Source organism: Corallincola platygyrae, from assembly GCF_039544265.1.
In the GTDB taxonomy this organism is placed as follows: domain Bacteria; phylum Pseudomonadota; class Gammaproteobacteria; order Enterobacterales; family Neiellaceae; genus Corallincola; species Corallincola platygyrae.
On the sequence record NZ_BAABLI010000013.1, the window covers coordinates 89,737 to 110,399 of the forward strand.

General features: G+C 50.4%; 17 protein-coding genes and 1 other annotated feature. Of the genes, 4 read left to right on the top strand and 13 right to left on the bottom strand.

Annotated features, from left to right (window positions below):
• Positions 1-108: 108 nt before the first annotated feature.
• From ABEA14_RS11150 to ABEA14_RS11160, 3 genes are read right to left on the bottom strand one after another with little or no spacing between them, the layout of a single operon-like run.
• Positions 109-2,835 carry a hsp70 family protein gene (locus ABEA14_RS11150; protein WP_345340083.1) on the bottom strand — a complete coding sequence of 909 codons (2,727 nt, stop codon included), beginning with the start codon at positions 2,833-2,835 and terminating at the stop codon, positions 109-111.
• 37 nt (positions 2,836-2,872) lie between these two features.
• A complete protein-coding gene (locus ABEA14_RS11155) occupies positions 2,873-4,705 on the bottom strand; it encodes an Hsp70 family protein (protein ID WP_345340084.1) in 1,833 nt (610 codons plus the stop codon).
• Positions 4,702-5,214, bottom strand: coding sequence for a DUF2760 domain-containing protein (locus ABEA14_RS11160; RefSeq protein ID WP_345340085.1), 513 nt, complete (start codon positions 5,212-5,214; stop codon positions 4,702-4,704). The genes ABEA14_RS11155 and ABEA14_RS11160 overlap by 4 nt, the downstream gene beginning before the upstream one ends.
• 330 nt (positions 5,215-5,544) lie before the next feature.
• On the opposite strand from ABEA14_RS11160, the gene ABEA14_RS11165 reads away from it, so the two are divergent.
• Positions 5,545-6,984 (top strand): HDOD domain-containing protein, encoded by a 1,440-nt coding sequence (locus ABEA14_RS11165; protein ID WP_345340086.1) that lies wholly within the window; start codon positions 5,545-5,547, stop codon positions 6,982-6,984.
• A gap of 71 nt (positions 6,985-7,055) precedes the next feature.
• On the opposite strand, the gene ABEA14_RS11170 is transcribed toward ABEA14_RS11165, so the two are convergent.
• The 4 genes from ABEA14_RS11170 to hpf form a co-directional block, all read right to left on the bottom strand.
• Positions 7,056-7,583, bottom strand: coding sequence for a GGDEF domain-containing protein (locus tag ABEA14_RS11170; RefSeq protein WP_345340087.1), 528 nt, complete (start codon positions 7,581-7,583; stop codon positions 7,056-7,058).
• 196 nt (positions 7,584-7,779) lie between these two features.
• Positions 7,780-8,304, bottom strand: a complete 525-nt coding sequence (locus tag ABEA14_RS11175; RefSeq protein WP_345340088.1) for a M23 family metallopeptidase — start codon at positions 8,302-8,304, stop codon at positions 7,780-7,782.
• A gap of 27 nt (positions 8,305-8,331) precedes the next feature.
• A complete protein-coding gene (aroF, locus tag ABEA14_RS11180; RefSeq protein WP_345340089.1) occupies positions 8,332-10,335 on the bottom strand; it encodes a 3-deoxy-7-phosphoheptulonate synthase in 2,004 nt (667 codons plus the stop codon).
• Between the two features lie 23 nt (positions 10,336-10,358).
• Positions 10,359-10,486 (bottom strand) — a sequence feature (Phe leader region).
• A 92-nt stretch (positions 10,487-10,578) separates the two neighbouring features.
• Entirely contained in the window at positions 10,579-10,947 is a 369-nt protein-coding gene (gene hpf / locus ABEA14_RS11185; RefSeq protein WP_345340090.1) for a ribosome hibernation-promoting factor, HPF/YfiA family, read from the bottom strand.
• A gap of 186 nt (positions 10,948-11,133) precedes the next feature.
• On the opposite strand from hpf, the gene ABEA14_RS11190 reads away from it, so the two are divergent.
• Complete coding sequence (locus ABEA14_RS11190) at positions 11,134-11,802, top strand: cytochrome b/b6 domain-containing protein (protein ID WP_345340091.1); 669 nt, start codon at positions 11,134-11,136, stop codon at positions 11,800-11,802.
• Positions 11,803-11,867: 65 nt separating this feature from the next.
• On the opposite strand, the gene ABEA14_RS11195 is transcribed toward ABEA14_RS11190, so the two are convergent.
• Complete coding sequence (locus ABEA14_RS11195; protein ID WP_345340092.1) at positions 11,868-12,140, bottom strand: oxidative damage protection protein; 273 nt, start codon at positions 12,138-12,140, stop codon at positions 11,868-11,870.
• Positions 12,140-13,216, bottom strand: coding sequence for an A/G-specific adenine glycosylase (mutY, locus tag ABEA14_RS11200; RefSeq protein WP_345340094.1), 1,077 nt, complete (start codon positions 13,214-13,216; stop codon positions 12,140-12,142). The genes ABEA14_RS11195 and mutY overlap by 1 nt, the downstream gene beginning before the upstream one ends.
• Positions 13,217-13,441: 225 nt before the next feature.
• On the opposite strand from mutY, the gene trmB reads away from it, so the two are divergent.
• Positions 13,442-14,170 carry a tRNA (guanosine(46)-N7)-methyltransferase TrmB gene (gene trmB / locus ABEA14_RS11205; protein ID WP_345340095.1) on the top strand — a complete coding sequence of 243 codons (729 nt, stop codon included), beginning with the start codon at positions 13,442-13,444 and terminating at the stop codon, positions 14,168-14,170.
• A 6-nt stretch (positions 14,171-14,176) separates the two neighbouring features.
• Here trmB and ABEA14_RS11210 read toward each other — a convergent pair whose 3' ends face one another.
• A complete protein-coding gene (locus tag ABEA14_RS11210; protein ID WP_345340096.1) occupies positions 14,177-16,108 on the bottom strand; it encodes a GGDEF domain-containing protein in 1,932 nt (643 codons plus the stop codon).
• A gap of 137 nt (positions 16,109-16,245) precedes the next feature.
• Between ABEA14_RS11210 and ABEA14_RS11215 the strand changes: the two genes are divergently transcribed.
• Complete coding sequence (locus tag ABEA14_RS11215; RefSeq protein WP_345340097.1) at positions 16,246-17,208, top strand: FAD:protein FMN transferase; 963 nt, start codon at positions 16,246-16,248, stop codon at positions 17,206-17,208.
• Positions 17,209-17,282: 74 nt separating this feature from the next.
• On the opposite strand, the gene ABEA14_RS11220 is transcribed toward ABEA14_RS11215, so the two are convergent.
• The 3 genes from ABEA14_RS11220 to ABEA14_RS11230 form a co-directional block, all read right to left on the bottom strand.
• Positions 17,283-17,969, bottom strand: a complete 687-nt coding sequence (locus ABEA14_RS11220; protein ID WP_345340098.1) for a helix-turn-helix domain-containing protein — start codon at positions 17,967-17,969, stop codon at positions 17,283-17,285.
• 304 nt (positions 17,970-18,273) lie between these two features.
• Positions 18,274-18,804 carry a hypothetical protein gene (locus ABEA14_RS11225; protein ID WP_345340099.1) on the bottom strand — a complete coding sequence of 177 codons (531 nt, stop codon included), beginning with the start codon at positions 18,802-18,804 and terminating at the stop codon, positions 18,274-18,276.
• Between the two features lie 257 nt (positions 18,805-19,061).
• Positions 19,062-20,660 (bottom strand): hypothetical protein, encoded by a 1,599-nt coding sequence (locus ABEA14_RS11230; RefSeq protein WP_345340100.1) that lies wholly within the window; start codon positions 20,658-20,660, stop codon positions 19,062-19,064.
• Positions 20,661-20,663: the final 3 nt, after the last annotated feature.

A 20,663-nucleotide genomic window follows, 5' to 3' on the forward strand; every position in this document is an offset into this window, starting at 1 on the left:
GATGAGTTAGGGCAAACCGTATACGGCTGATGAAATTATGTGAGTAGGATTCGGCGGCTTTTATGAAGGAGTTGATACCGCACCAATGTCGTCACTGGTGCGGCAATTTTAGTGAGAAAGGCTCAATCCACTGGGTAAACTATCACCCCAAATATGACGTTGGTCCTCCAGGGTTTCGTCCTCTGTATTGCTCAACCAGCAAAGCCATCGTTCGGTATGTTTGAGTCGTTTCAGGCGGGTTGCAACCTCTGCGCGTAGCTCGGCAGAGACTTGATACTCATCGTCACAAAGACGCGCCATCGCTGCTGCAGGAAAGGCGATGGCTGGAAACTGCTTCCAGTCCAGTTTAAGCAACTGTGCTAGCCACTCGTTGGTTGTCGCTGCATCAATTCGGTGTTCTGATGATGCGTAAGCGAGTTTCCTGGCACCAATTCGTGCCAATGCCCAGGCTGAGGCATCTACATGTGTTGATTTTGTCAGCTTATCCAAAAGCAGTTCGCCGAGTTGCGTCTTTATTTCTACTGGGATCCGCTCTAGGGCGCCAATCAAACGAATCCGCTCTTCAATACCTGCCTGCTGCTTGGCTTTACCGCCGGCACTTCGGGCAAATCCTGGCACCAGTACCATGCCAATATCGTCCAACAAGGTAAGCTGCTGGTTTTGGTCAAGTCCAGCGGCGACACGGCGCCAAAGGATCCACCACTCCCGCCAGCCTTGGCTCTCTTTTTGATATTGAAGTGCTTGCTGGTAGAGCGGCCACAGCTGCTCTATCCGAGCCTGGTCGTCTGGCATCCCGGTACCGGGGCGCAGTGCAAAACCTGTCAGGTTAAACCACACTGACTCGTGCTTTTCACTACGGCGACGTTTGGCCGAGATCGAGAGCATCCGATCTGCCAGTTGCCTTGAAACCAAACCACTCCAGTGGCGGCTGTCACCCAATGCTTTTTCTAACGCTCCCTTCAGTTGAGCAGGGCGCATCGGTGATGCTTTTTTGGCCTGTGATTTGCCACCGAACACCTGTGCGATCACGCTGTCACCCGCAAAGATTTGGAGGTTGCTCTCTGATTGCTCCGAAGACTGAGTCTGCTCATGTGCTCGCAGGCTAAAACTGAGCGGCCATGAGTTTTGCGAGGTTGTCTTAATGTCAGAGGTCGACTGACACACAAGGCGGAGTTCACCCAGCTCGGTAAGGGTGGTGTTCAGCCGAACATCTCGGAGCCCTTGTCCGTCCAGCTCTGTCGAAAGAGGCGGGAGGTGGTGCAACTGCTGATTGTCCGCCAACGAATGCCCAAGGGGATAAACGGTTGGGCTGTTGTCACTGGCCAGGGAAAACTGCACTGGTTGTCCGCATCTGAGCTTAAATGTTGGCGATGAGAGTGTCAGCGCAGTATTTGCTGGCGTGCCCCTTGGCATGATGCATATCGCCTGCTTACCACTGGTCGAGTCAACAATAGCGAAGTAGCTACGCGCTGTATCACTGCGGATCAGTTGGATCTGCCGGGCATGCAGCCAACCATGGTAGGCCGCACCGCGGGCTACAGCCAGGTCGGGGGCTGGAGAGGCCAACCGTGTCACTGGCTCGCCATACCATTGACTGACCTGGTGCAGGATTCGATCGCTAAGCTGAGTGCTTAGAAATGGACTGCCATTAAGCAATAGAGCATCAGGAAGCGCGTCATCGGTTGAATGTGTCGTCAGGAAGCTGGCCAGATGGCGGGTAATAGCGGCGTCTGCAGGATAGGGCAAACCGGTTTGCACCAGTGCACCGACCCGCTGCTTTGGTTTTGCTGTGATCTCTACATCAGGGAAAAAACCATCCAGAGCCAGTTGTTGGGTTTCTTTTTGCGTCAATCGGGTTTGGCGGGTACCGCCAATCAATGCGCTGCCACTGCCCAATACGTTAATGCCAATTTCATCTGGGGCATCTTTAGCCAGCAAACGCTCTTTGGCCTGTCGGCACTGTTGGCTCAACTGCTTAAGTTGTTTTACATCTGGGCGCCCCTGGCCCGAGAGTTTTTGTTGAGCCTGACGCGCCAGTGCCAGGTCAATATTGTCGCCACCCAGCATCAAGTGCTCACCTACAGCGTGGCGAGCTAGATTAGGAAAATTTGCATCAGGATCGGGCTCAACATTAATCAATGAAAAGTCACTGGTACCACCGCCGATGTCGCAAACCAACAACTGTTTGCATTGTGCCAGCTGTTCCGCTTCAGGGTTATGCAAAAGCCAATCGTAGGCCGCAGCCAACGGTTCTTCTAGCAGCATGGGATGTGCCAGTCCAGCCATCTGTGCGGCTTCGAGCGTCAGAGCTCGTGCATGCTCATCAAATGACGCGGGCACGGTAATTTGTATCTGTTGCTCGGAAAGTGGTGCCTCTGGGAATTCAAAGTTCCAGGCGCAGTGGAGGTAATCCAGATAGCTGGCGACAGCTTCAAGCGGCGTTACCTGCGCAATATCTGTATCCGATTTCTCCGGCAGGCCTATGGATTGTTGAGGCTGACATAACCAGCTTTTGGCGCTGCTAACCAAACGATTTGGAGCCGTGGTGCCAATAGATTGCGCCCATCGACCAAAAATCGCTGGTGGCAATTTGGTCTGCAGGGTGCTTTTGGGCCAGGGAAGCTCCTGATCTGAAGCGGCGAGTTCTGAGCCGAAGTGATAACGAACAGCGGGCAGACTATCAGCACTGCCCCATTGGCCTCGGTCCAGCCATTGTGGAATTGGCCAGATATGAAATTTTTGTGTATCCAGTGGGGCATAAGCCACCACGATGTTGCTGGTACCCAAGTCGATACCAACCACGTATTTAGCGGAATTAGAACTGGATTGATTCATCTGTAGCTGGGGGCTGATGCCCCCATGGACTGTTGACTTAAGCAGCTTCGCCGCGAGTATCGAATTGAACCTGCCACTGCTCTTCGCCATCGATAGGCATGGCGGCCAGCTCTAGTGTGCCCAGTTCATTAATGCTTGCCTGAAGTAACACCGGCACAACCTCTCCCGGTGTGCGGCCATCGGCGGGCAGCGTAGCTTCAATGGCGGGCAGCTCGTCAAGCTCACCTTCGCTCCAAAAATCAAGCACATGACCGGGTTGATCGTCACGACGAACGGTCGAACTAAAGAATCGGAACCGAACGGGTTGGCCAACCACTAAGCCAAACTCCTGGGTAGGTAACGATGCGTCCGAACCCTCCTCCATACCAAATGGCGCAATGCAGAAAGCCTCGATAGGCGCTTCCATGCCGGGCACCGCTGGCATCGCGCTTTCAATCCCCACGTAGTAGCTGGATGCTGTACCGCCACGAATACGCACACCTTTACCACTGCGCACATTGCCAAAGTAGGCAGCACCAATGGCGACCGCCTGGTCTGGGTCGTTGCCTTCAAGTCGCTTGATAGGTGCCGCCCCATCATCACTCAGCCATTGATTCAGTACTGAAAGAATACGTTGAGTGAGTGCATTGGCTTTTACTACGCCGCCGTTAAACAGCACCGCAGTGGGGTGCAGGAAGCGAGCGTGCTCAGGCAGATTAATATCTTCAAACTCTGCCGTCGCATGGCGTTGTTTACTAAGGAATGCGGCAAGATGTCTGGTCACTGCCGGATCCTGAGCATATGGCAGGCTAAGCTTGGTCAGTGCTGTACGCGCTCGCTGTGCGACAGGCGCATCAACAGGTGTTTGAGGGAAGAAACCTTCAACCAGTACCTGCTCGACTTCCTGGCGAGTAAGCTCTGTTCGTAAACTACCGCCGATCAAGCTCGAGCCTCGACTTGGTACAACAATCGGCACTTCGTTCAGGCTCTCGTCGTTGAACAGTTGTTCTTTGGCGACTCGACAGCCGTGAGACAAGGCTAACAGCTGCCAAGGCTGAAGTTGCGTGCCTTGGGCTGCCATTTTTTGACGAACGGTATGGGCCAGCGCCAAGTCCATGTTGTCGCCACCAAGCAGCAGGTGATCACCAACGGCGATTCGATTCAGCTCCAGCGCGCCTTCACTTTCGGTCACGGCAATCAGTGACAAGTCGGTTGTACCGCCACCGAGGTCGACAACCAGGATCACATCGCCGGGGGATACCTGTTCGCGCCATTGCCCTTCACTACCCGAGATCCAGCTATAAAGCGCCGCCTGAGGTTCTTCAAGCAGGGTTGCGTTGTGCAACCCAACCTCTTTGGCCGCTAATGCAGTCAGTTCCCGTGCAGATGGGTCAAAAGATGCGGGTACCGTGATGGTGACCTGCTGCTCGGCAAGTAACGCTTCTGGGTGTGCCTGATCCCAAGCGTTGACCATGTGTTGAAGGTAGTGACGACATACTTCAAACGGAGATAGCTGATTTACACCTTCGGCAGGTTGCAGCGGCAGCAGCGGCGCTCGGCGGTCAACTTCGCCATGACCAAGCCAGCTTTTTGCGCTGCTTACCAGTCTGTTTGGCGTTTTTGCGCCGAGTTCTCTCGCTAAGAGTCCAGCTACATAGGGGCTCTCACCCCAGGGTAATTGGCTCTGGTGAGCTGGTAGCTCTGCTTCATGGGGTAAATAGGCAAATGAGGGCAGGGCGTTTTTGGCTTCTATCTGGCCTGGGCCAACCAATTGCGGGATCGCAAACAATTGTTGTGGTTGAGGTTCACCATCTGCATTCAATTCGGAGTAGGCGAGTACACAATGGGTCGTGCCGAGGTCTATACCAACGGTAAATTTGGCTTCGCTCATAGTTCAACCTCCGCAGGTGCAAGAATACTGAACTCGTATCCTTCTACGGTTTGTGGCAATTCAATTCTTGTCGCACGCCACCCTTTGTGAATCAGCGTGCCATTGAATGGCGCACTGCCATTGATATTTCCTGTCAGGCGATAGGCTTGGGTATCAAAACCATCTGCCAATGTAATCGGACTCCCTTCTACTGTTTCAGCGACAGGTTCAAGGGTGATGTGTTCTTTAATGGCTTTGTTTAAGCCTTGGTGAACAACACGGGCAGCGGCACCGATTTGGTCATCACTGAAAGCTGTCACATCTTCGTTGATAAAGTCGAGCAGGCGTCCCTCTTTTTGCAGCAGGGACAGAAGCTGGAGTGCACCATCAGTATTGCTGCTGGTCAGTGTGACGGGTTCCGGCGTTGCAGTCGCTTCAGAAACGGAAGAGGAGACTAGTTGTTCGGTATAGGAACGGCTGAAAAGGATCTTGAAGGCGATACCGATACGCGCAAAAAAATGTGTTTGCATCTGAGTTCTCTATCGTTGTTTGGTTTGAAAGGTGCAGGGCTCGATTGGTGGCTTGTTAGGAAAGGCTGACTCGGCAGGCCTTCCTGGCCACGGCTAGCTGCACCGTTATGATTTTCAATTGAGCAATAATTTACCAAAAAAATGTGATCTGGACAGCGTTTTATTGGTCTGAGTTGTTCTTCATTACAGATTATTGATCACGACGTCAGCAGATGCTTTGCGCCATAGCAGAAACTGCGTCATGCTGAGAACGTTAAAAAGGTGTTAATAGATAGTCGTTGAAACCTTAAGTAAAGCCCTGTTGGGTGAACCTAGAAGTGCCGGTTTGATATGAGTAAAGATGGGATTAAAGGCACGGAAGCCTGGGTTGAAAAAATTGGTAAGTACGAACTGCCTGCGCTTGCGGCGACGGTTCGTAACTTAGAGAAAATGGCCAGCAATGATACAGCTTCATTAGCGAGTTTGGGCCAATCAGTTCTTCACGATCAGGGGCTAACGTCCCGTATTCTTCGCGTGGTTAATAGCGTCACCTATGGCGTCGGCCGAAACCGAGTAACTACCGTTAGTCGAGCCGCTGTCATATTGGGATACAACACGCTAAAGCACATCTGTATTACCGCGAAGATGATCGACAGCATGTTACGCAACCGAGACATCAATAAGCAGGTACATGATCGTCTGCTGCGGTTAATGGCAAAGTCATTTCATGCAGCCATGCTCGCCCGCACGCTGATTGGCGAACATGACGAAGACACCCGAGAAGAGGTCTACATTGCCGCGCTGCTCCATGAACTGGGTGAGATAGCCTTCTGGTCAATGGGAGGGCCTATCACAGAGGAGCTAGATGAACGACTGAGTGAACGCCGCGGCTCGAAAGATCAGTTGGTTCATGAAGTTCTCGGCACCAGTTTTGACCAGATCAGTGTAGGACTAGCCAGCTCCTGGAACATGGGCGAAATGTTGATTCGATCGATTGAAGACCCTGGCAGACGTACACCTGAGATGCGTGCTATTGAACTGGCAACTAACTACAGCGATGCCTTGACCGACCCTGAAGCCAGAGTTGATGTGGCCAGTTGCCTGAGTGACATGGCCGAACTGATGGGGATCCCGGTTGCAGGTATTAAACGACGCCTAAAACGTTGTACTGAAGAATCTGTCGAGTTGGCTGTTTCTTATGGTGCTGAAGCGTTGACAGAATACCTGGATCCTAAAGCCGATCTAAGTCGATTTGAAAACGAAGATATACACCACAAATCGGATGAAATGATGCAACTGAAGATGTTGCGTGAACTGACCCAACTGTCTGCAGAAAAAGCAGATCTCAACCTGTTGGTTAATACAGCAATTGAGGGTTTACACCGGGGGGTGGGTATGGACCGCGTAATCGTGCTGATGGTCAACCAACAAAAAGACCGATTAACGCCAAGGTTTGTATCCTGTCAAAACGCCGAAAAAATAGAAACTGGGTTTGTTTTCCCTCTTTCAGCGGCACAAACCGTGTTTGATGATGTGTATAAAGACCAGGCACCATTGTGGGTAGAAGAGCCAAACGCAGAAGCTTGGCGGCAGAAATTAACACCCGCTATCAGAGGTTTATCGGAAGGTATGTCGTTTTTTACAGGCCCTTTGGTGGTTAACGGCAAGTGTTTGGGTTTGATATACAGTGACAGGGCAGAAACAGAAAGGCCTCTGAAGCGCGATGATTTCGCGGCATTTAACCACTTTGTCGGCCAGTTATCACTTTGCCTCTCTTTGGCTATCAGGTAGTTGAAACCGGTTAATGTTCATCCAATTAAAAGGCGCCTGTTTGGCGCCTTTTTTAGCGGCTTCAAAAGTCACTAGGCTGATTTGATATGATGAAACGGAGCAATCTGTGCGGAAGCTTCCGTGATAAGGTCTTCGACGTCCGTTGAGCGGTTAGGAAAGAAGCCTGCGATGCCGGTGGAGTAATGCAACTCTGGCGCGTTTTGCGTCACAGCTTCCTGAAACTTTTCCAATGCTATTTGTGTATGCGCCAATGGCGTATTAGTAAAAAGCACTACGAACTGATTTCCCGACATGCGTGCGGTCAGATCGGTCACTCTAAAGGTGCTGCGCATTAATTCGGCGAACCGCTTCAGCTTCAACATATTCAGTGGCGAAACATCATTTCCTCTATCGCAACCATGCAACTCAAAATAGACCAATGTCGCAGGCGCACCCTGGCGAGCACACAGGTTCAACATATGTTGAGCCAGAAAAATGAAACCCAGCCTGTTTCCCGTGCCAGTCAGTTCATCCAAAGTGGATTGCCTCAGCGCAGCCAGGCGCTTTTTTTCATCGGCAGGTATATGGGGCGTATTCACAATGACAACCTCAGAATTCATAGCAACTTTCTTGAGACTCGTTCGCTGATTTAAAGCTAAAGCAAACACTAATTAAGAGAGTTGCTAATAAGCCATTATTTTCAAGATTAGGTCGCCTCGGAGGAAACCAAAAGGTGAATCGGTTGTTTTGTGACCATCCTCTAAACCAGGATTTGTCAAATATTGAGGGGTAAAATTCGTTGTTATCTCTGTAAAGCTAATTGGAAAAGTAGTCTTCCGGATTTAGGAAAAAAGCCTTTTTCCAACCCTGCGTTTCACTCGACATTAGCCAAAAGTAAGGGAGTAATGTGACTACCGAATAGTGCAGATGTGGCGCCTTGCCTATAGCGTTGCCCGTGGCTCCAACACCACCCAGTCTGTCTCCTTGTGATACCCAAAACTGGTCTGTCAGTGGGTCTTCACTTAAGTGCGCGTAATAATGAATGCGCCATTTGGGTCCCAGTACTAATACTACTCGTCCACCCATGGGCCATTCGCCTGCGAACATCACCAGACCACCGGTGCTGGCTGCCACTGGTGTGCCATTGTCCGCAAAGATATCTATGCCCTTATGAACGCCAGATCTGCCCCAAGGTTCAAACCAAAAGGTATCTGGATGCCAGTCATTTTTGCTGGCTCCTTCGACTGGGATCTGCTGTGAGCCGGGTAACAGCAGGCCCAAGATAAGGATGGCCAGCAAAAAAAACAGAAAGATTTTGAAAGCCCTGGTTTTTGTTGGCATCTAAACGTCCTTGTTGGTTGTTAATACTCAGGCGCTCAACCCACTCATCAAGTTTGAAAACTGCTCAAAGCTCAATGTCTTGCCATCTGATAGCGCGGTGTCTGGTTGGGGGTGGATGTCCACAATAATGCCATCAGCACCTGCTGCTCTTGATGCATAGGTCAACGGCGCCAGCTGATTGATATCACTGATAGCATGGGTAGGGTCAACGATAACCGGCAAATGTGTCATGGATTTCAGTGCTGGAATGGCACCAAGATCCAGCGTTTGACGAGCAGCGCCTTCGAATGTGCGGATGCCTCTTTCACAGAGAATGACTTGACGGTTACCTTGCGCCATGATGGTTTCCGCCGCCTGTAGCAGTTCGTCAAGGCTCGCCATTAAGCCACGCTTGAGAATGACCGGGCGGTGGGTACGTCCAACCTCTTGCAGCAGTTCAAGGTTCTGCATGTTGCGAGCGCCTATCTGCAGCAAGTCAGCTTGTCTGGCAACTTCAGCAACCTGATCGGGCTGGTGCACTTCGGTGACAAAGGGCAGCTCGTAACGCAGACCGGCTTCGCGCAGTAATTGCAGCGTCTGCCCTTGATTCGGCAAGTTATTATCCAGGTTCAGCTGCGGTGGGTAAAGCGCACCGCGTAACACCGCTGCGCCATGTTCTTTGACCTGTTGCGCACATGCCATGAGTTGCGCCTGTGATTCGATCACGCCAGGCCCTGCGAAGGTCACGAACTGACCGCCGCCAATAGTGACGTTTCGCAATCGGATCTGGGTATTTTCCTGGCTTTCTCGGCTGACCAAAGGGGCGGAGGAGGTTTTGGTTTTTGACGAGCCTTCAGTGTTATCCCCTGTTGGTAAAGGCAGCTTTTCCAGTGGCACCTGAGTCGGACTTACTTCTTCGGAAGGATAGCAGCCAAGGACCTTCAGGTAGCGTGTAATTCGAGTGAGGGCTTCCAATGCGCTCTGCACATTGCTGCTGCGCAGGTTACCTTCGACATCTATGTAGAACATCTCTTCCCAAGGGTTACCCTGAATAGGGCGAGACTCCAACTTACACATGTTCAGGCCATGCTCCCGCATCACCAACAACGCCTCAACCAGAGAGCCAGGCTTTTGATCAACGGACATAATCAAGGTGGTTTTGGCTGGTATCTGCTCTGCCACTTCCACTGGTTTTCTGGCAATAACTATAAAGCGACTGAAGTTCTCTTTCTGGTTTGCCAGCCCCGTTTTGATTGGCGTCAGGCCATACAGCTCACCACCGTCGGCACTGCCAATAGCAGCAACATGAGGATCTTTGAGTTCACTGACTTTAAGGAAAGCACTGGAGGAACTGTCACAAGGCTCAATTTTTACGCCCGTCAATGTGTCCAGATATTCGCTGCATTGTTGCGCGGGTTGAAAGTGGGCATAGATGGTATTGATTTGATTTTCTGTGGTTGGGGCGGCTGTCAGCAGGCAATGTTCAACAGGTAAGGTCATTTCGCCAACAATGGAGCAGGTCGTATGCTGCAACACGTCATAAACCTGGGTAATACCGCCCGATGAGGTGTTTTCTATCGGCAACATGGCATAGTCAGCGTTGCCGGATTCAACTTCCTGAATGATTTGGGTGAAACTGCTACAGCCTCGCTCTACCAGATCTTCACAGATACGGCTGAAGTACTTTCTCATTGCCAGGTAGCTGTATGAACCTTTATCTCCCAGGAAGGCGACGCGGTAGACAGGTTGGCGATTTTCAGGGTTTGCCAGCTGTTGCAACAACGCCTGCTGGGTGAGCACTGAATCTTCGATGATGGTGTGGTAAATCTGAGTGACGTAGTGGGCGTCTAAGCCGAGGTCTCGGCCTTTTTTGATCAGGGTTACCAGCAGCGCTTCTTCTCTGGCTTGGTCGCGAACAGCTTTGGTGACCTCAATTTTGCTACGCGCTACATCTAACGAAAGTTCGCGCCTACGGGACAGTAGCTTCAATACTGAACTATCTAACTCTGTGATCTCTTTACGAATCTCATCCAGTGATAGTGGCTTGGTCATCCGTATTGCTCCCAAAATTCATGTAAAAAAAAGCCTCCCGCAGTGGGGAGGCTTGTTTATTCGTCTTTCTTTGTGTCTTTACACGACGAAATCGCCTCCCGCGGTGCGGGTGGTAAAGGCAAAAAGAAAGAAAAACAAAATATTCAGTTTCATGGGGTCAATCTATGGGGGATTGCTTGCAGTGTCAAGGCGATGATACAGAAGAGCGGGGAATTTCCCCGCTCAGTGGCTTGACATCGGATGTTAGGCCGCGTCAGTGATCTCCTCTATCGGCTCGCCGGCGATGACGCCATCGCGACACTGATTTTTACCGCTTCTAGCGCCACGGTGGGCGGAAGGCTTGTGTTGATAGCGGTTGAGTTGGCGCTCCAGGCGCTGGCCAAGCAGGTTGATTGCAGCATACATATCTTCATGCTCTGCTTTGGCGAAAATCTTGTCATTAGGTACCGTGATTGAGGCTTCTATCTGATGGAGTTTTTTCTCCTGGGTAATGATGACATGGGGATTGATGAGTGCAATGTCGAGGCGCTCTAACTTACTGAATCTGGATTCGATACGCGCGCGGATAGAATCGGTGAGTTCAAGGTGTTTCGCGGTGATTTCGATGCGCATAGGCATTCTCCTCTTATCACTGTTTTCACTTTCTTCGTAGACAGACTATCGCGCTCTTGGTTCCGTTGGAATTGATCCTAATCACGCTTCTCACCGGCTGAAAAAGTTCCCGATTGGTTTGTGATGAAGTCACCAATTCTGCTAACGTGCAGAAAAAATCAACTTGAAAAAAAGGTGATTGTCTCCATGGCAAAAGACGCTGTCGAAACCGTAGTCAGGCGAAAGGTTTGGGACTTGCCTGTCAGGCTTTATCACTGGTGTCAGGCGGGGTTGCTGGTCGGTTTGTGGTGGACCGCGGAGCAGGGGGATATGGAGTGGCATCTGTTTTTGGCCTACAGCCTGATTGCATTGTGGAGTAGCCGAATTGTCTGGGGATTTGTGGGCAGTGAAACTGCCAGGTTTTCACAGTTTTTACGGTCTCCAATAGAAGCTTTCAGGTATCTGCGAGGGAAACCACATACAGCCCCAGGCCACAACCCCGCTGGGGGCTGGATGGTGGTTTTACTGATAACCTTGGTCGCGGTTCAGTTTGGATCGGGGTTATTCACCAGCGACGATATCTTTACTGAGGGGCCACTCTACAGTGCGGTTAGTAGTGACGTCTCCAGTTTGATGGGGCAGGTTCATGAGTGGAATTTTGATGTTCTGCTTGGTGCGGTTGCAATGCACTTGCTTGCTGTCGCTGTCTACGAATTGAAAGGCCATCGTCTGGTGGTGCCCATGTTTAGTGGGAAGCAAAAAGCTGGTGCACAGACAGTGGATGCGGTGATGCGGCCTGTTTGGATATGGTTGGTGATTCTGGCTGTGTTTGCCGGAGGGATTTATTACTGGTGGCAGCCAGAGATACCGTGGTGATCTAGTAAAGCATCTTTAGTAAAAAAGGCCGGCATAACCGGCCTTTATATTTGGTGGGGTGAAAACTATTCCGATGGAGGTGTGTAACCCTCAACATCAACATCTTCACCCTCGAACAAAAACTTCACCATATTCTGTTCCAGCATCTGGCGATGTTCGGCATTCATCATGTTCAGCTTGTGCTCATTAATCAGCATGGTTTGTTTCGCTTGCCACTGGCCCCAGGCTTCTTTGGAGATATTGTCAAAGATGCGTTTACCCAGTTCGCCTGGGTAGAGTTGAAAATCCAGGCCGTCGGCATCTTTTTGTAGTCGGGCGCAGAACACGGTACGTGCCATCAGTTGCTCTCCTGTGTTGCTAATGCAGCAAGTAGTTTTTTGGTCGGGGCGGCCAAGCCAACCGACGCAGGTTGCGCCAAGTTATACCAGAGCGTGGGGACGGATTCCATGCATAGTGACGCGCTTTGTTGTGTTGGGGCGTCAAACAACAATGGTGTGATTTCCAGGTGAAAATGGCTGAAGGTGTGGCGAAAAGGAGACATGGCCTTTGCCTCAGCCACTGATAGCCCTAGTTGTTCACATAGCTCTGCCAGAGACTGCGTCGAGTCAGCTTCTGGAAACCCCCACAACCCTCCCCACAGTCCGCTGGGCGGTCTCTGATAAAGCAATATGCTGTCACCACGTTTGAGTAGCAACATATGGGTATGACGGGTTGGGATCTGTTTTTTGGGTTTGGAAACCGGGAAGCTTTTCGGATTACCCGATGCAAAGCCCTGACACATCTCTGCGACAGGGCACTCTGCGCACAATGGCTTACTTCGGCTGCACAGTGTTGCCCCCATATCCATCATTGCCTGATTAAAAGCAGCGACCTCATTTTCAGGGGTTAACCTGTCAGCCAGAAGCCAAAGCTCTTTTTCTACCGTCGCTTTTCCCGGCCACTCCTCCAGCGCCAGCAGCCTTGCCAGTAAACGTTTGACATTGCCATCTAGGATAGGATGTCGCTGCTCCATGCTGAGAGACAAAATAGCCCCCGCGGTGGAGCGACCAATCCCTGGCAAGGAGATCATCTGCTCCAATGTATCTGGGAAGGTACCGCCAAACTGCTCAACGACCATGATGGCCGCTTTGTGCAGATTACGGGCGCGGGCGTAATAGCCTAGGCCGGTCCAATGATGTAGTACTTCATCCTGCGGTGCCTCCGCCAATGCTTGAACAGTGGGAAACCGCCCCATAAACCGCAGGTAATAGTCGATCACAGTCGCAACCTGAGTCTGTTGCAGCATAATTTCTGACACCCATACACGGTAGGGAGTTTTGTTTATCTGCCAGGGAAGGTCTTTGCGGCCACTAACGTGATACCAGCTGATGATCTTTTGGCTAAACTGCTGACACTGAGCTTCTGTGCTGAACACGGTACTCCTTAGGTTACTGTTGTTCGGGGTAAGCGACTGATAACTAATTACGGCCTGGCAGTGTACTTGGTTTGCTGTTGTTTTTGGACCTATCCGCAGTGCGGTTATGATTGCCAATCTCACTTGCACCTGCAGGCGTCGGTGTGGATAATTCCTCGCCCCTTGCCGATGAGTAAAGGCTCAGCGAGATGTTTCAGTTAATGATCTGTTTTTGAGGACCCAGTGATGAGCGATGAAACCAAGCGTGATGTGAATCAGGCCGAGTTTACGGAAGATGGCAAATATGTCCGGAAGATCCGTAGTTTCGTTCGTCGAGAAGGGCGTTTAACCAAACGTCAGTCCAACGCGCTGGAAAACCTGTGGTCTGTTTATGGCTTGGATCATACCAACGGCATCCTTGATATCAGCGCACTTAAGCCTGATGCCAAAGAGGTGGTGCTGGAGATTGGTTTTGGTATGGGCAAAAGCCTGGTTGAAATGGCCAAATCTGCGCCTGATACGCTTTATATTGGGGTCGAAGTACATCGCCCGGGCGTTGGCGCCTGTATCGCAGAGGCCGATGATGAGGGTGTTACCAACCTTAAAGTGTTTGAGTTCGACGCGGTGGAAGTGTTAGCTGATTGTATTCCCGACGAGAGTCTGGACCGAGTACAATTATTCTTCCCTGATCCTTGGCACAAGAAAAAGCACCATAAGCGTCGCATCGTGAAACCCGAGTTCATTGAAAGCATCAGGCAAAAACTGAAAGTCGGCGGTGTTTTCCACATGGCAACTGACTGGGAAAACTATTCAGAACATATGCTGCTGGAAATGAGCGAAGCGCCTGGATTCACCAACCTCTCAGACACCGGTGACTTTGTGCCTCGTCCTGATCACCGACCGCTGACTAAATTCGAACAGCGTGGTCACCGTTTGGGGCACGGTGTTTGGGATTTAATGTTCGCTAAGCAATAACTCTGTTTAGTCTTCGAGTACCAGAGCTTCTATGTAGGGGCTGTCGTTATCTAAAGAGACCTGATTTCGGGTCTCTTTTGCTTTATAGAGGGCGCGATCAGCGGCTTCATATATCTTGCCAAAACTTACATTGTGTCCGCTTGCGACACCAAAACTGGCAGTAACACGTAGGTTATTAATAAAGGTGTGGGTAGCGTAAACCTGCCTGAGTTTTTCAGCGCGTTCAGCGGCTTTTTTAGTCCCGCAGCCGGGTAATACAATCAGGAACTCTTCGCCACCAATACGTGCGACCAAATCGCTTTCACGGGTATTGGCCAGTGCCAAATCAGAAAACTGCTGCAGTATTCTGTCCCCAGTCTGGTGACCGTGGTTGTCATTTATTTTCTTAAAGAAATCGATATCGAAGATAACAAAAGCGACTTCATTTAGACGCGCATCTTTCAGCCAGTTTTCACTGCGGGCAACCGCGGCGCGTCTGTTCAGCAAACCTGTCAGAGCATCAGTATCCGCTAACTCTTTCAGTTTCTTTCGTTGGACCAGAACACGAATCACGTAAAGGGATAAGCTGATAGCCAATGCTAAACCCAAGCCTAACACCATCCACTGCAGTCTTTGTCGCTCTGCCGCGATCTCAAGTTGTCGTTCGTATTCTGTATTTCGGTTCGTTAGCTGCTGATTCTTGTTGGTAACACGTTCATACTCCATTTCAGCCAGCAGTGACTCGATGCCTCCTGCCACAAAGCTACGTATTCGAGTAATCAGCAGTTGGCGATAGGTGTTCATCGCCTGAAAGCTCTCGGTGGCATTTTGTTTTTTGGCTGCCAATTCCCCTTTGCTCAGGAATATCTCAAGACCCGCAAGCGAGTTACGTGTACTTCCCGGCAGTTGTTTGTGATGTATCTCTGCCTCTTGTATTGCTGCTTCCGCCAGATCCAATCTGTTGTTCGCCAGATACCAATTAGCCTTAAGACTGGCGAAGGTAAATTTTTCCAAGCTGGAATTAGCCAGCCTCTGGCCCGTTTCGATAGATCGATAGGCTGCTTCATAGGCTTGCTGAACAATATAAAGTCTGGCCAAACCCTCAGCGGCTTTAATTTTCAGGCTGGGCAGTGAGGCGTGAGTGGCGTAATCATCTGCGAGTATGTAGAGACTTTCTGCATTGTCCCAATCCGATTGCTGAAAGTAGTTTCGAGCAAGCACCAACAAGGTTTCGATCAACTTGTTTTGCGGCCCATTTTCTTTGAAGAAGGCGCGAGCCCCTGCTATCAAAGTGATTGCTTTTTCGCTCATAGCGACACTGGTGTAGAAATTGCCGTAGGAGAGGTCGATGTTGGCGTCAATACGCGCGCTGTTAAGTGGCTCCGCTATCTCTATTGCTCTACGCAGATACTCCACTGAGATTAATGAATTACCAAACTGGGTAGTAAAATTGGCGGCGAAAAGAAGGGCATCAATTGCGAGCTCATCATCATTGTAGTGAAGTGCCAGGTTGATCACTTCATTAACTTGAACCATCACCGACTGATAGTCGCGATGTTTAGCGTTAACTCTAAGCTGTAATAGCCAGGCATCGGCGTAGGCTGAGCTTGCTGTCTGCAGCGTCAATGCACTTTGTGCCAGGCCAAGTACATCTCGGATCTCTTTCTCTTTCGATGGCGCTCGGGCAAATAGCAGGTGAGCGCGGGTTAGGTGCAATAAACCTGACCATTCCAATTCCAAGTCTTCATTAAGCTCAATTTCTGCTTCGATGGCTGCAAGTTGACGTTCAGCCCGACCCAATTGTCCTTCATCTATGTATGAACGGACCGTTTCGAAGTCGGCGTAATAGTTTTTCGACTGCACTTTTGTGGGAAAGAGCAGGGCACTGCAAAGCAAGGCTATGAACGGAATAAATTGGAGCGCTCTCATACGGCGACGTGTCGGTTGGAATAAATTCATTTTAGCGCAATGGCTTAGCTAAACCTTATAAACTCTCACTTCAAACTGTTTTAAGTTTCTTAATGGGGGAGGGATCACACTGGTATACCGTCTTTAGTTATCAGTAGAATGAGCCCAATGGTTTCTCGGAGTTAGTTATGCGTATTTTTTGTCTGCTGCTGTTAAGTGTAGTGAGTACCTTCGTTTCGGCTAATTGGCATCAGCAGTATGCTGAAACCATGGGAACTCGTGTCGGTGTAGAACTCTGGCATGAAGATGAAGCAAAAGCCCAACAGGTTATGGCTGAAGTGCTTGCCGAGATGGTGCGAATCAATGAGCAGATGAGTCCCTACATCAATTCGAGCGAGCTAAGTCAGGTCAATAATAAAGCGTCTGATGAAGCCGTTGTGATATCGGCAGAATTGTTTGCTTTGTTAAGTAAATCCAATCGCTTTGCGGTGCTAAGTGATGGTGCATTTGATATCAGTTTTGCCTCCGTGGGATATCAATATGATTACCGTGACTCAAAGCGCCCCGATGCAGAGGCCCTGAATGCCGATCTCTACCGTGTCGACTATCGACAGATCCTGTTAGATGCCGAGCAATCCACCGTAAAGTTTGGACGCCAGAAGATGCGCATTGATTTGGGGGGAATCGCAAAAGGGCATGCTGTTGACCTGGGCATAGCGGTCCTCAAGAAGCATGGCATTAAACACGGTTTGGTAAATGCCGGTGGTGATACCCGTTTGATTGGCGACAGACGAGGGCGCCCATGGATGGTTGGTGTAAAAGATCCTCGAGGTGATCGTCAGGCCGTGATGCTTCCTCTCAGCGATGTCGCAATCTCAACATCTGGTGACTATGAGCGCTACTTTGAAGAGGATGGTGTCCGTTACCATCATATTATCAACCCAAGAACCGGGGACTCCGCACGGGAAGTTCAGAGCGTGACAATCCTGGCTCCTGACTCCACCACCGCTGACGCACTATCTACGACAGTGTTTGTGCTGGGGGTTAGCAGAGGCTTGGCGTTGGTTGATGAGCTGTCTGACGTGGATGCCATCATCATCGATGCTGAGAGGAAAATGCACTATTCCAGTGGTCTTGGGGCACCGGACTAGGTTCTTCTTGCGGCAGGTCAGATACAAAGAAGCCCCTTTTCAGGGGCTTCTTACATTGAGCTATGGCTGTTGCCCTAAGCAGCATTTTCCAGTGCTGGTTCATCGAAGCACTTGGCTGGCAAGCAGCAGCCCTCTTCGAACAGGACAATCGTTTTTCCGTCCGTAGAAATCTGATCTTCTTTGACCAGATCTTTTAGTACGCGCCCCACCGTTTCGCGGCTAGCACCCACCATACGAGCAATATCCATACGGGTATAACGGATCTGGATCCCCTCAGGGTGTGTCATGGCGTTTTCTAAGGTGCTGAGATAGCCCAGCTTCTCTTCTACACGCTCCCGAACACCCATACTGGATGCCGCTTGCACCTGTTTGATATAGGTTTGCTGGCGGGTGGCATTTTGCACCGCAAGCGTATTCAGCAGCATAGGCTCTTTTGCAATCAGCTTTGCTACCACGCTGTATGGAATTGCTATGGCACATGATGGTTCTCGTGCTCTAGCGATAGTGGTATGGCGAATTTCTCCCTGGCATTGCAAAAAGTATTCCCCCTCAGCTGCTAAAGAACCGGGCGCTGCCATGTCCAAAATAGTGCCTAATGTTCCTTCATAGGGCACACAAAGCTCAAAGCTGCCATCGGTAACTAAGAAAAGATGAGTGGCAACTGTATCAATATCGTAAAGGAGCTGGCCTCGGCGATAGGAAACTTCGCGTCCGTGTTGGGCCAGCAATGATAGGCACGGGTCGTTCTTCCAATAAGTCATAAGGCTACCTGATATGTGCGTAAGTAAACATCAACCTCGCGAGAAGTGAAAACTATCAAGCGAATGTTACATTCTTGAGAAACCTTGCAGGAATAAGCAGCTTGTGTGCCAAATGAAGTGAAATAATCATTTTAAATCAAACACTCCTTGTTAACTTATCTTTACGCTGGTCGATAAGTGTTCATTCATCCTGAAAGGGGCCTTGATATTAACTGATGATCTTTGGTTTTCTTAATTTTTTATCAATGTGTTTAGAAAAGCAGCTGTAAAGCTGCTTTTTTATACTGGGAGGGAGTCGGTGCTCTTATCGTTGAGGGGGAAGGTTTTCCATTTCGAGCAGAAAGTCTTCGGAAGAGTGGCAACTCCAAGGTCCAATAAGCTGTTTACGGGTTGGATACTTGGTGAAAAGGTTATCGCGATAGCTTGCTAACCAGTTTGTTACTGATTCGTAATTATCAGAAACTCTTACTCTGAAATAAAGGTCGTTAGAAAATATGCCAATATCTGTTTCTCCAGCATCAAAGTGAAACTCCCCTGCATAAGTGATTTGACCCAATTTAATGTCAAACGTGCCAACACATTTAAGAGAAATCACACCGATATCTTGGCCTGAGAAGCTATCCTCTGGCAGCCATATCACTTGAAAAAGTGAATATGTTCCAGGCGTAAGTTTAACGACAACGATTTCAGATGGGCCTCGTGCAACTAGGCCATTAAAGCTGTCTTCAAGGTCCGCATCGACCCACTTCCCTTCGACTAATTTTCTTGGGAGAAAGGTAATTTGGCGGTGTCCAGTTCTTAGACTCGGCTTAACTCCATTGATATGCACGCCCATTACCAAAAGCCCTTCGGTGTCGGGGTCAATGTCGGCGTTGGCAGGAAGTTGGTTGGTAGTTATTTCGCACCCAGATAGGATAGTTATCGCTAAAAATGCGCATATAAGCGCGCCAGTCCTTGGTTGCATAATTACCTCAAATACTGTCTTTTTGGTTTGTCGTTATTAAACCTGATAGAACTTGGTAGTTTCATGTTTTTACGCAAAAAACCGAGCTCGTAGAACGTGAAAGGACCTCCATGTCCTGCATACACTATCTAACTGCCAATAGTGCCATTAACAATTGGCGTAAATGCGGTCAGGCTATCCATCAAACTGGCATTGCCTAAACCGTGGCCAGGGAACTGCGAGGCGAAGTTACCTTGTTCACCGTGCAGTGCCATGTAGTTAAGCACGACACTTTCCACCAACAGGTTGACGTTGTTTGCCGCAGGTGTACCCGCTGTTTCAACAGATGCGTCTGGTCGCATATAGCCTATCTGTTGATGCAGCGCCTGAGCTTCAGGGCTCCCCCCCATCAGCACAGCTCTGCCGTTGGGGTTATAAACCAGGAAGAAGCTGGCGGCAGTGGATTGGTTGTCGCCAGTCCATTCACCTTTACCGCGACCTTCTACTGAATCGTCGATGCGGCCGTTACTTGCCACAGAACCATCACTGAACACGTAAAGCATCAGGGGCATACCTCGACGCGCCGCATACTCCAGGCAGGCTCCCATGCAGCGGCCGGCGCGTAAGTCTCGGATCTCTCCAGTAGCGCGATCACCAGTATGGTAATCAAAGCCACCCATGGTGATGGTGCCAGCACCGGCAAAGCCGTTGATGGCGAGTTTCATCACCGAGGCGGTTTTGCGGAACTCGGCTTCGCTATCAAACTCATCGATAGTAAAGATCCCGCCGGGGCCAACAATGTCTGGGTCCAGAGCGGGATCCAGTGTTGATGGATCGCCAAAACGATCTGCCAGATCTGCACTTTTCACATAACCACAGTTGACCATCTCTTTGATTACTTCGTCTGTGGTTACCTGAGTGTTGATGCGGCCGAGTTTGCGGTCACTGATACGCTGAATCGACTCCATTACGGCAACGGCGTCTGCTTGATCCAGCAGGCCGACTAAGTCACCGACATCCACCAAGCCGGTCACGTCGCTGGGACGGTCGATCTTAGTGGGACGGATCTGCGGGTCTATCAGAGCCGCAGGCGCCATTGAGTTGCCTCCAGAATCCGAGCTGCGTGAGCCAATCAAGGACATCAGTGAGCCGTCAGCCCCGGCACGGGCAATACCGTACATGGGGTTGTGAGGGTTATTACCCGTGTCGTTCTCCGAGCGAGCGGGGATCACGGCACCATTGATAGCGGCGCGAGTACCTGCACTGGTTTTCTCCATAATCCCAGCGAGGAACTGGCTGTCACTATGAAACGCCAGACCAAGGTCTGTGTTGATAAAGTCACTGGTACCTGTATCTGGGTTGGTAACCGCAGGTGTCATGTCTCCCGGCAATCCCAGTTTGGAGTAACCGGCAGAACTGAGGAAATCCATCTGTCCGCCACGGCCGCCTACCAGTACATTTGAACCAGCGATATTGGCACCGCCAGCTAGGTCAAAGCAGATAAAAGGAATTTTACCTGCACCCTGAACGGCAATACCGCAGGACTGACGCAGGGTTTCCAGATCTGGGCTCAGAGCAGCCATCGCATCGCGAGGGTTACTGAACATACTGAAAATTGAGGCGCCGGCAACGACGCCAGCCCCTTTCATCAGGCCCGCCGAGATAAAGTCGCGGCGAGTCATTGGGCGGCTGTGATCCCCAAATAGCAGGGGCGCATCGGGATGCAAAGGCTTTCTACGTTTGGCCATTGT

Bases quoted from the DNA above. Each gene is read 5' to 3' on its own strand.
- ABEA14_RS11155 (WP_345340084.1), bottom strand. From the start codon at position 4,705: ATGAGCGAAGCCAAATTTACCGTTGGTATAGACCTCGGCACGACCCAT.
- ABEA14_RS11175 (WP_345340088.1), bottom strand. From the start codon at position 8,304: ATGCCAACAAAAACCAGGGCTTTCAAAATCTTTCTGTTTTTTTTGCTG.
- aroF (WP_345340089.1), bottom strand. From the start codon at position 10,335: ATGACCAAGCCACTATCACTGGATGAGATTCGTAAAGAGATCACAGAG.
- trmB (WP_345340095.1), top strand. From the start codon at position 13,442: ATGAGCGATGAAACCAAGCGTGATGTGAATCAGGCCGAGTTTACGGAA.
- ABEA14_RS11230 (WP_345340100.1), bottom strand. From the start codon at position 20,660: ATGGCCAAACGTAGAAAGCCTTTGCATCCCGATGCGCCCCTGCTATTT.
- ABEA14_RS11170 (WP_345340087.1), bottom strand. From the start codon at position 7,583: ATGAATTCTGAGGTTGTCATTGTGAATACGCCCCATATACCTGCCGAT.
- ABEA14_RS11220 (WP_345340098.1), bottom strand. From the start codon at position 17,969: ATGACTTATTGGAAGAACGACCCGTGCCTATCATTGCTGGCCCAACAC.
- ABEA14_RS11210 (WP_345340096.1), bottom strand. From the start codon at position 16,108: ATGAATTTATTCCAACCGACACGTCGCCGTATGAGAGCGCTCCAATTT.
- ABEA14_RS11195 (WP_345340092.1), bottom strand. From the start codon at position 12,140: ATGGCACGTACCGTGTTCTGCGCCCGACTACAAAAAGATGCCGACGGC.
- ABEA14_RS11160 (WP_345340085.1), bottom strand. From the start codon at position 5,214: ATGCAAACACATTTTTTTGCGCGTATCGGTATCGCCTTCAAGATCCTT.
- ABEA14_RS11150 (WP_345340083.1), bottom strand. From the start codon at position 2,835: ATGAATCAATCCAGTTCTAATTCCGCTAAATACGTGGTTGGTATCGAC.
- ABEA14_RS11190 (WP_345340091.1), top strand. From the start codon at position 11,134: ATGGCAAAAGACGCTGTCGAAACCGTAGTCAGGCGAAAGGTTTGGGAC.
- ABEA14_RS11225 (WP_345340099.1), bottom strand. From the start codon at position 18,804: ATGGGCGTGCATATCAATGGAGTTAAGCCGAGTCTAAGAACTGGACAC.
- hpf (WP_345340090.1), bottom strand. From the start codon at position 10,947: ATGCGCATCGAAATCACCGCGAAACACCTTGAACTCACCGATTCTATC.
- ABEA14_RS11215 (WP_345340097.1), top strand. From the start codon at position 16,246: ATGCGTATTTTTTGTCTGCTGCTGTTAAGTGTAGTGAGTACCTTCGTT.
- ABEA14_RS11165 (WP_345340086.1), top strand. From the start codon at position 5,545: ATGAGTAAAGATGGGATTAAAGGCACGGAAGCCTGGGTTGAAAAAATT.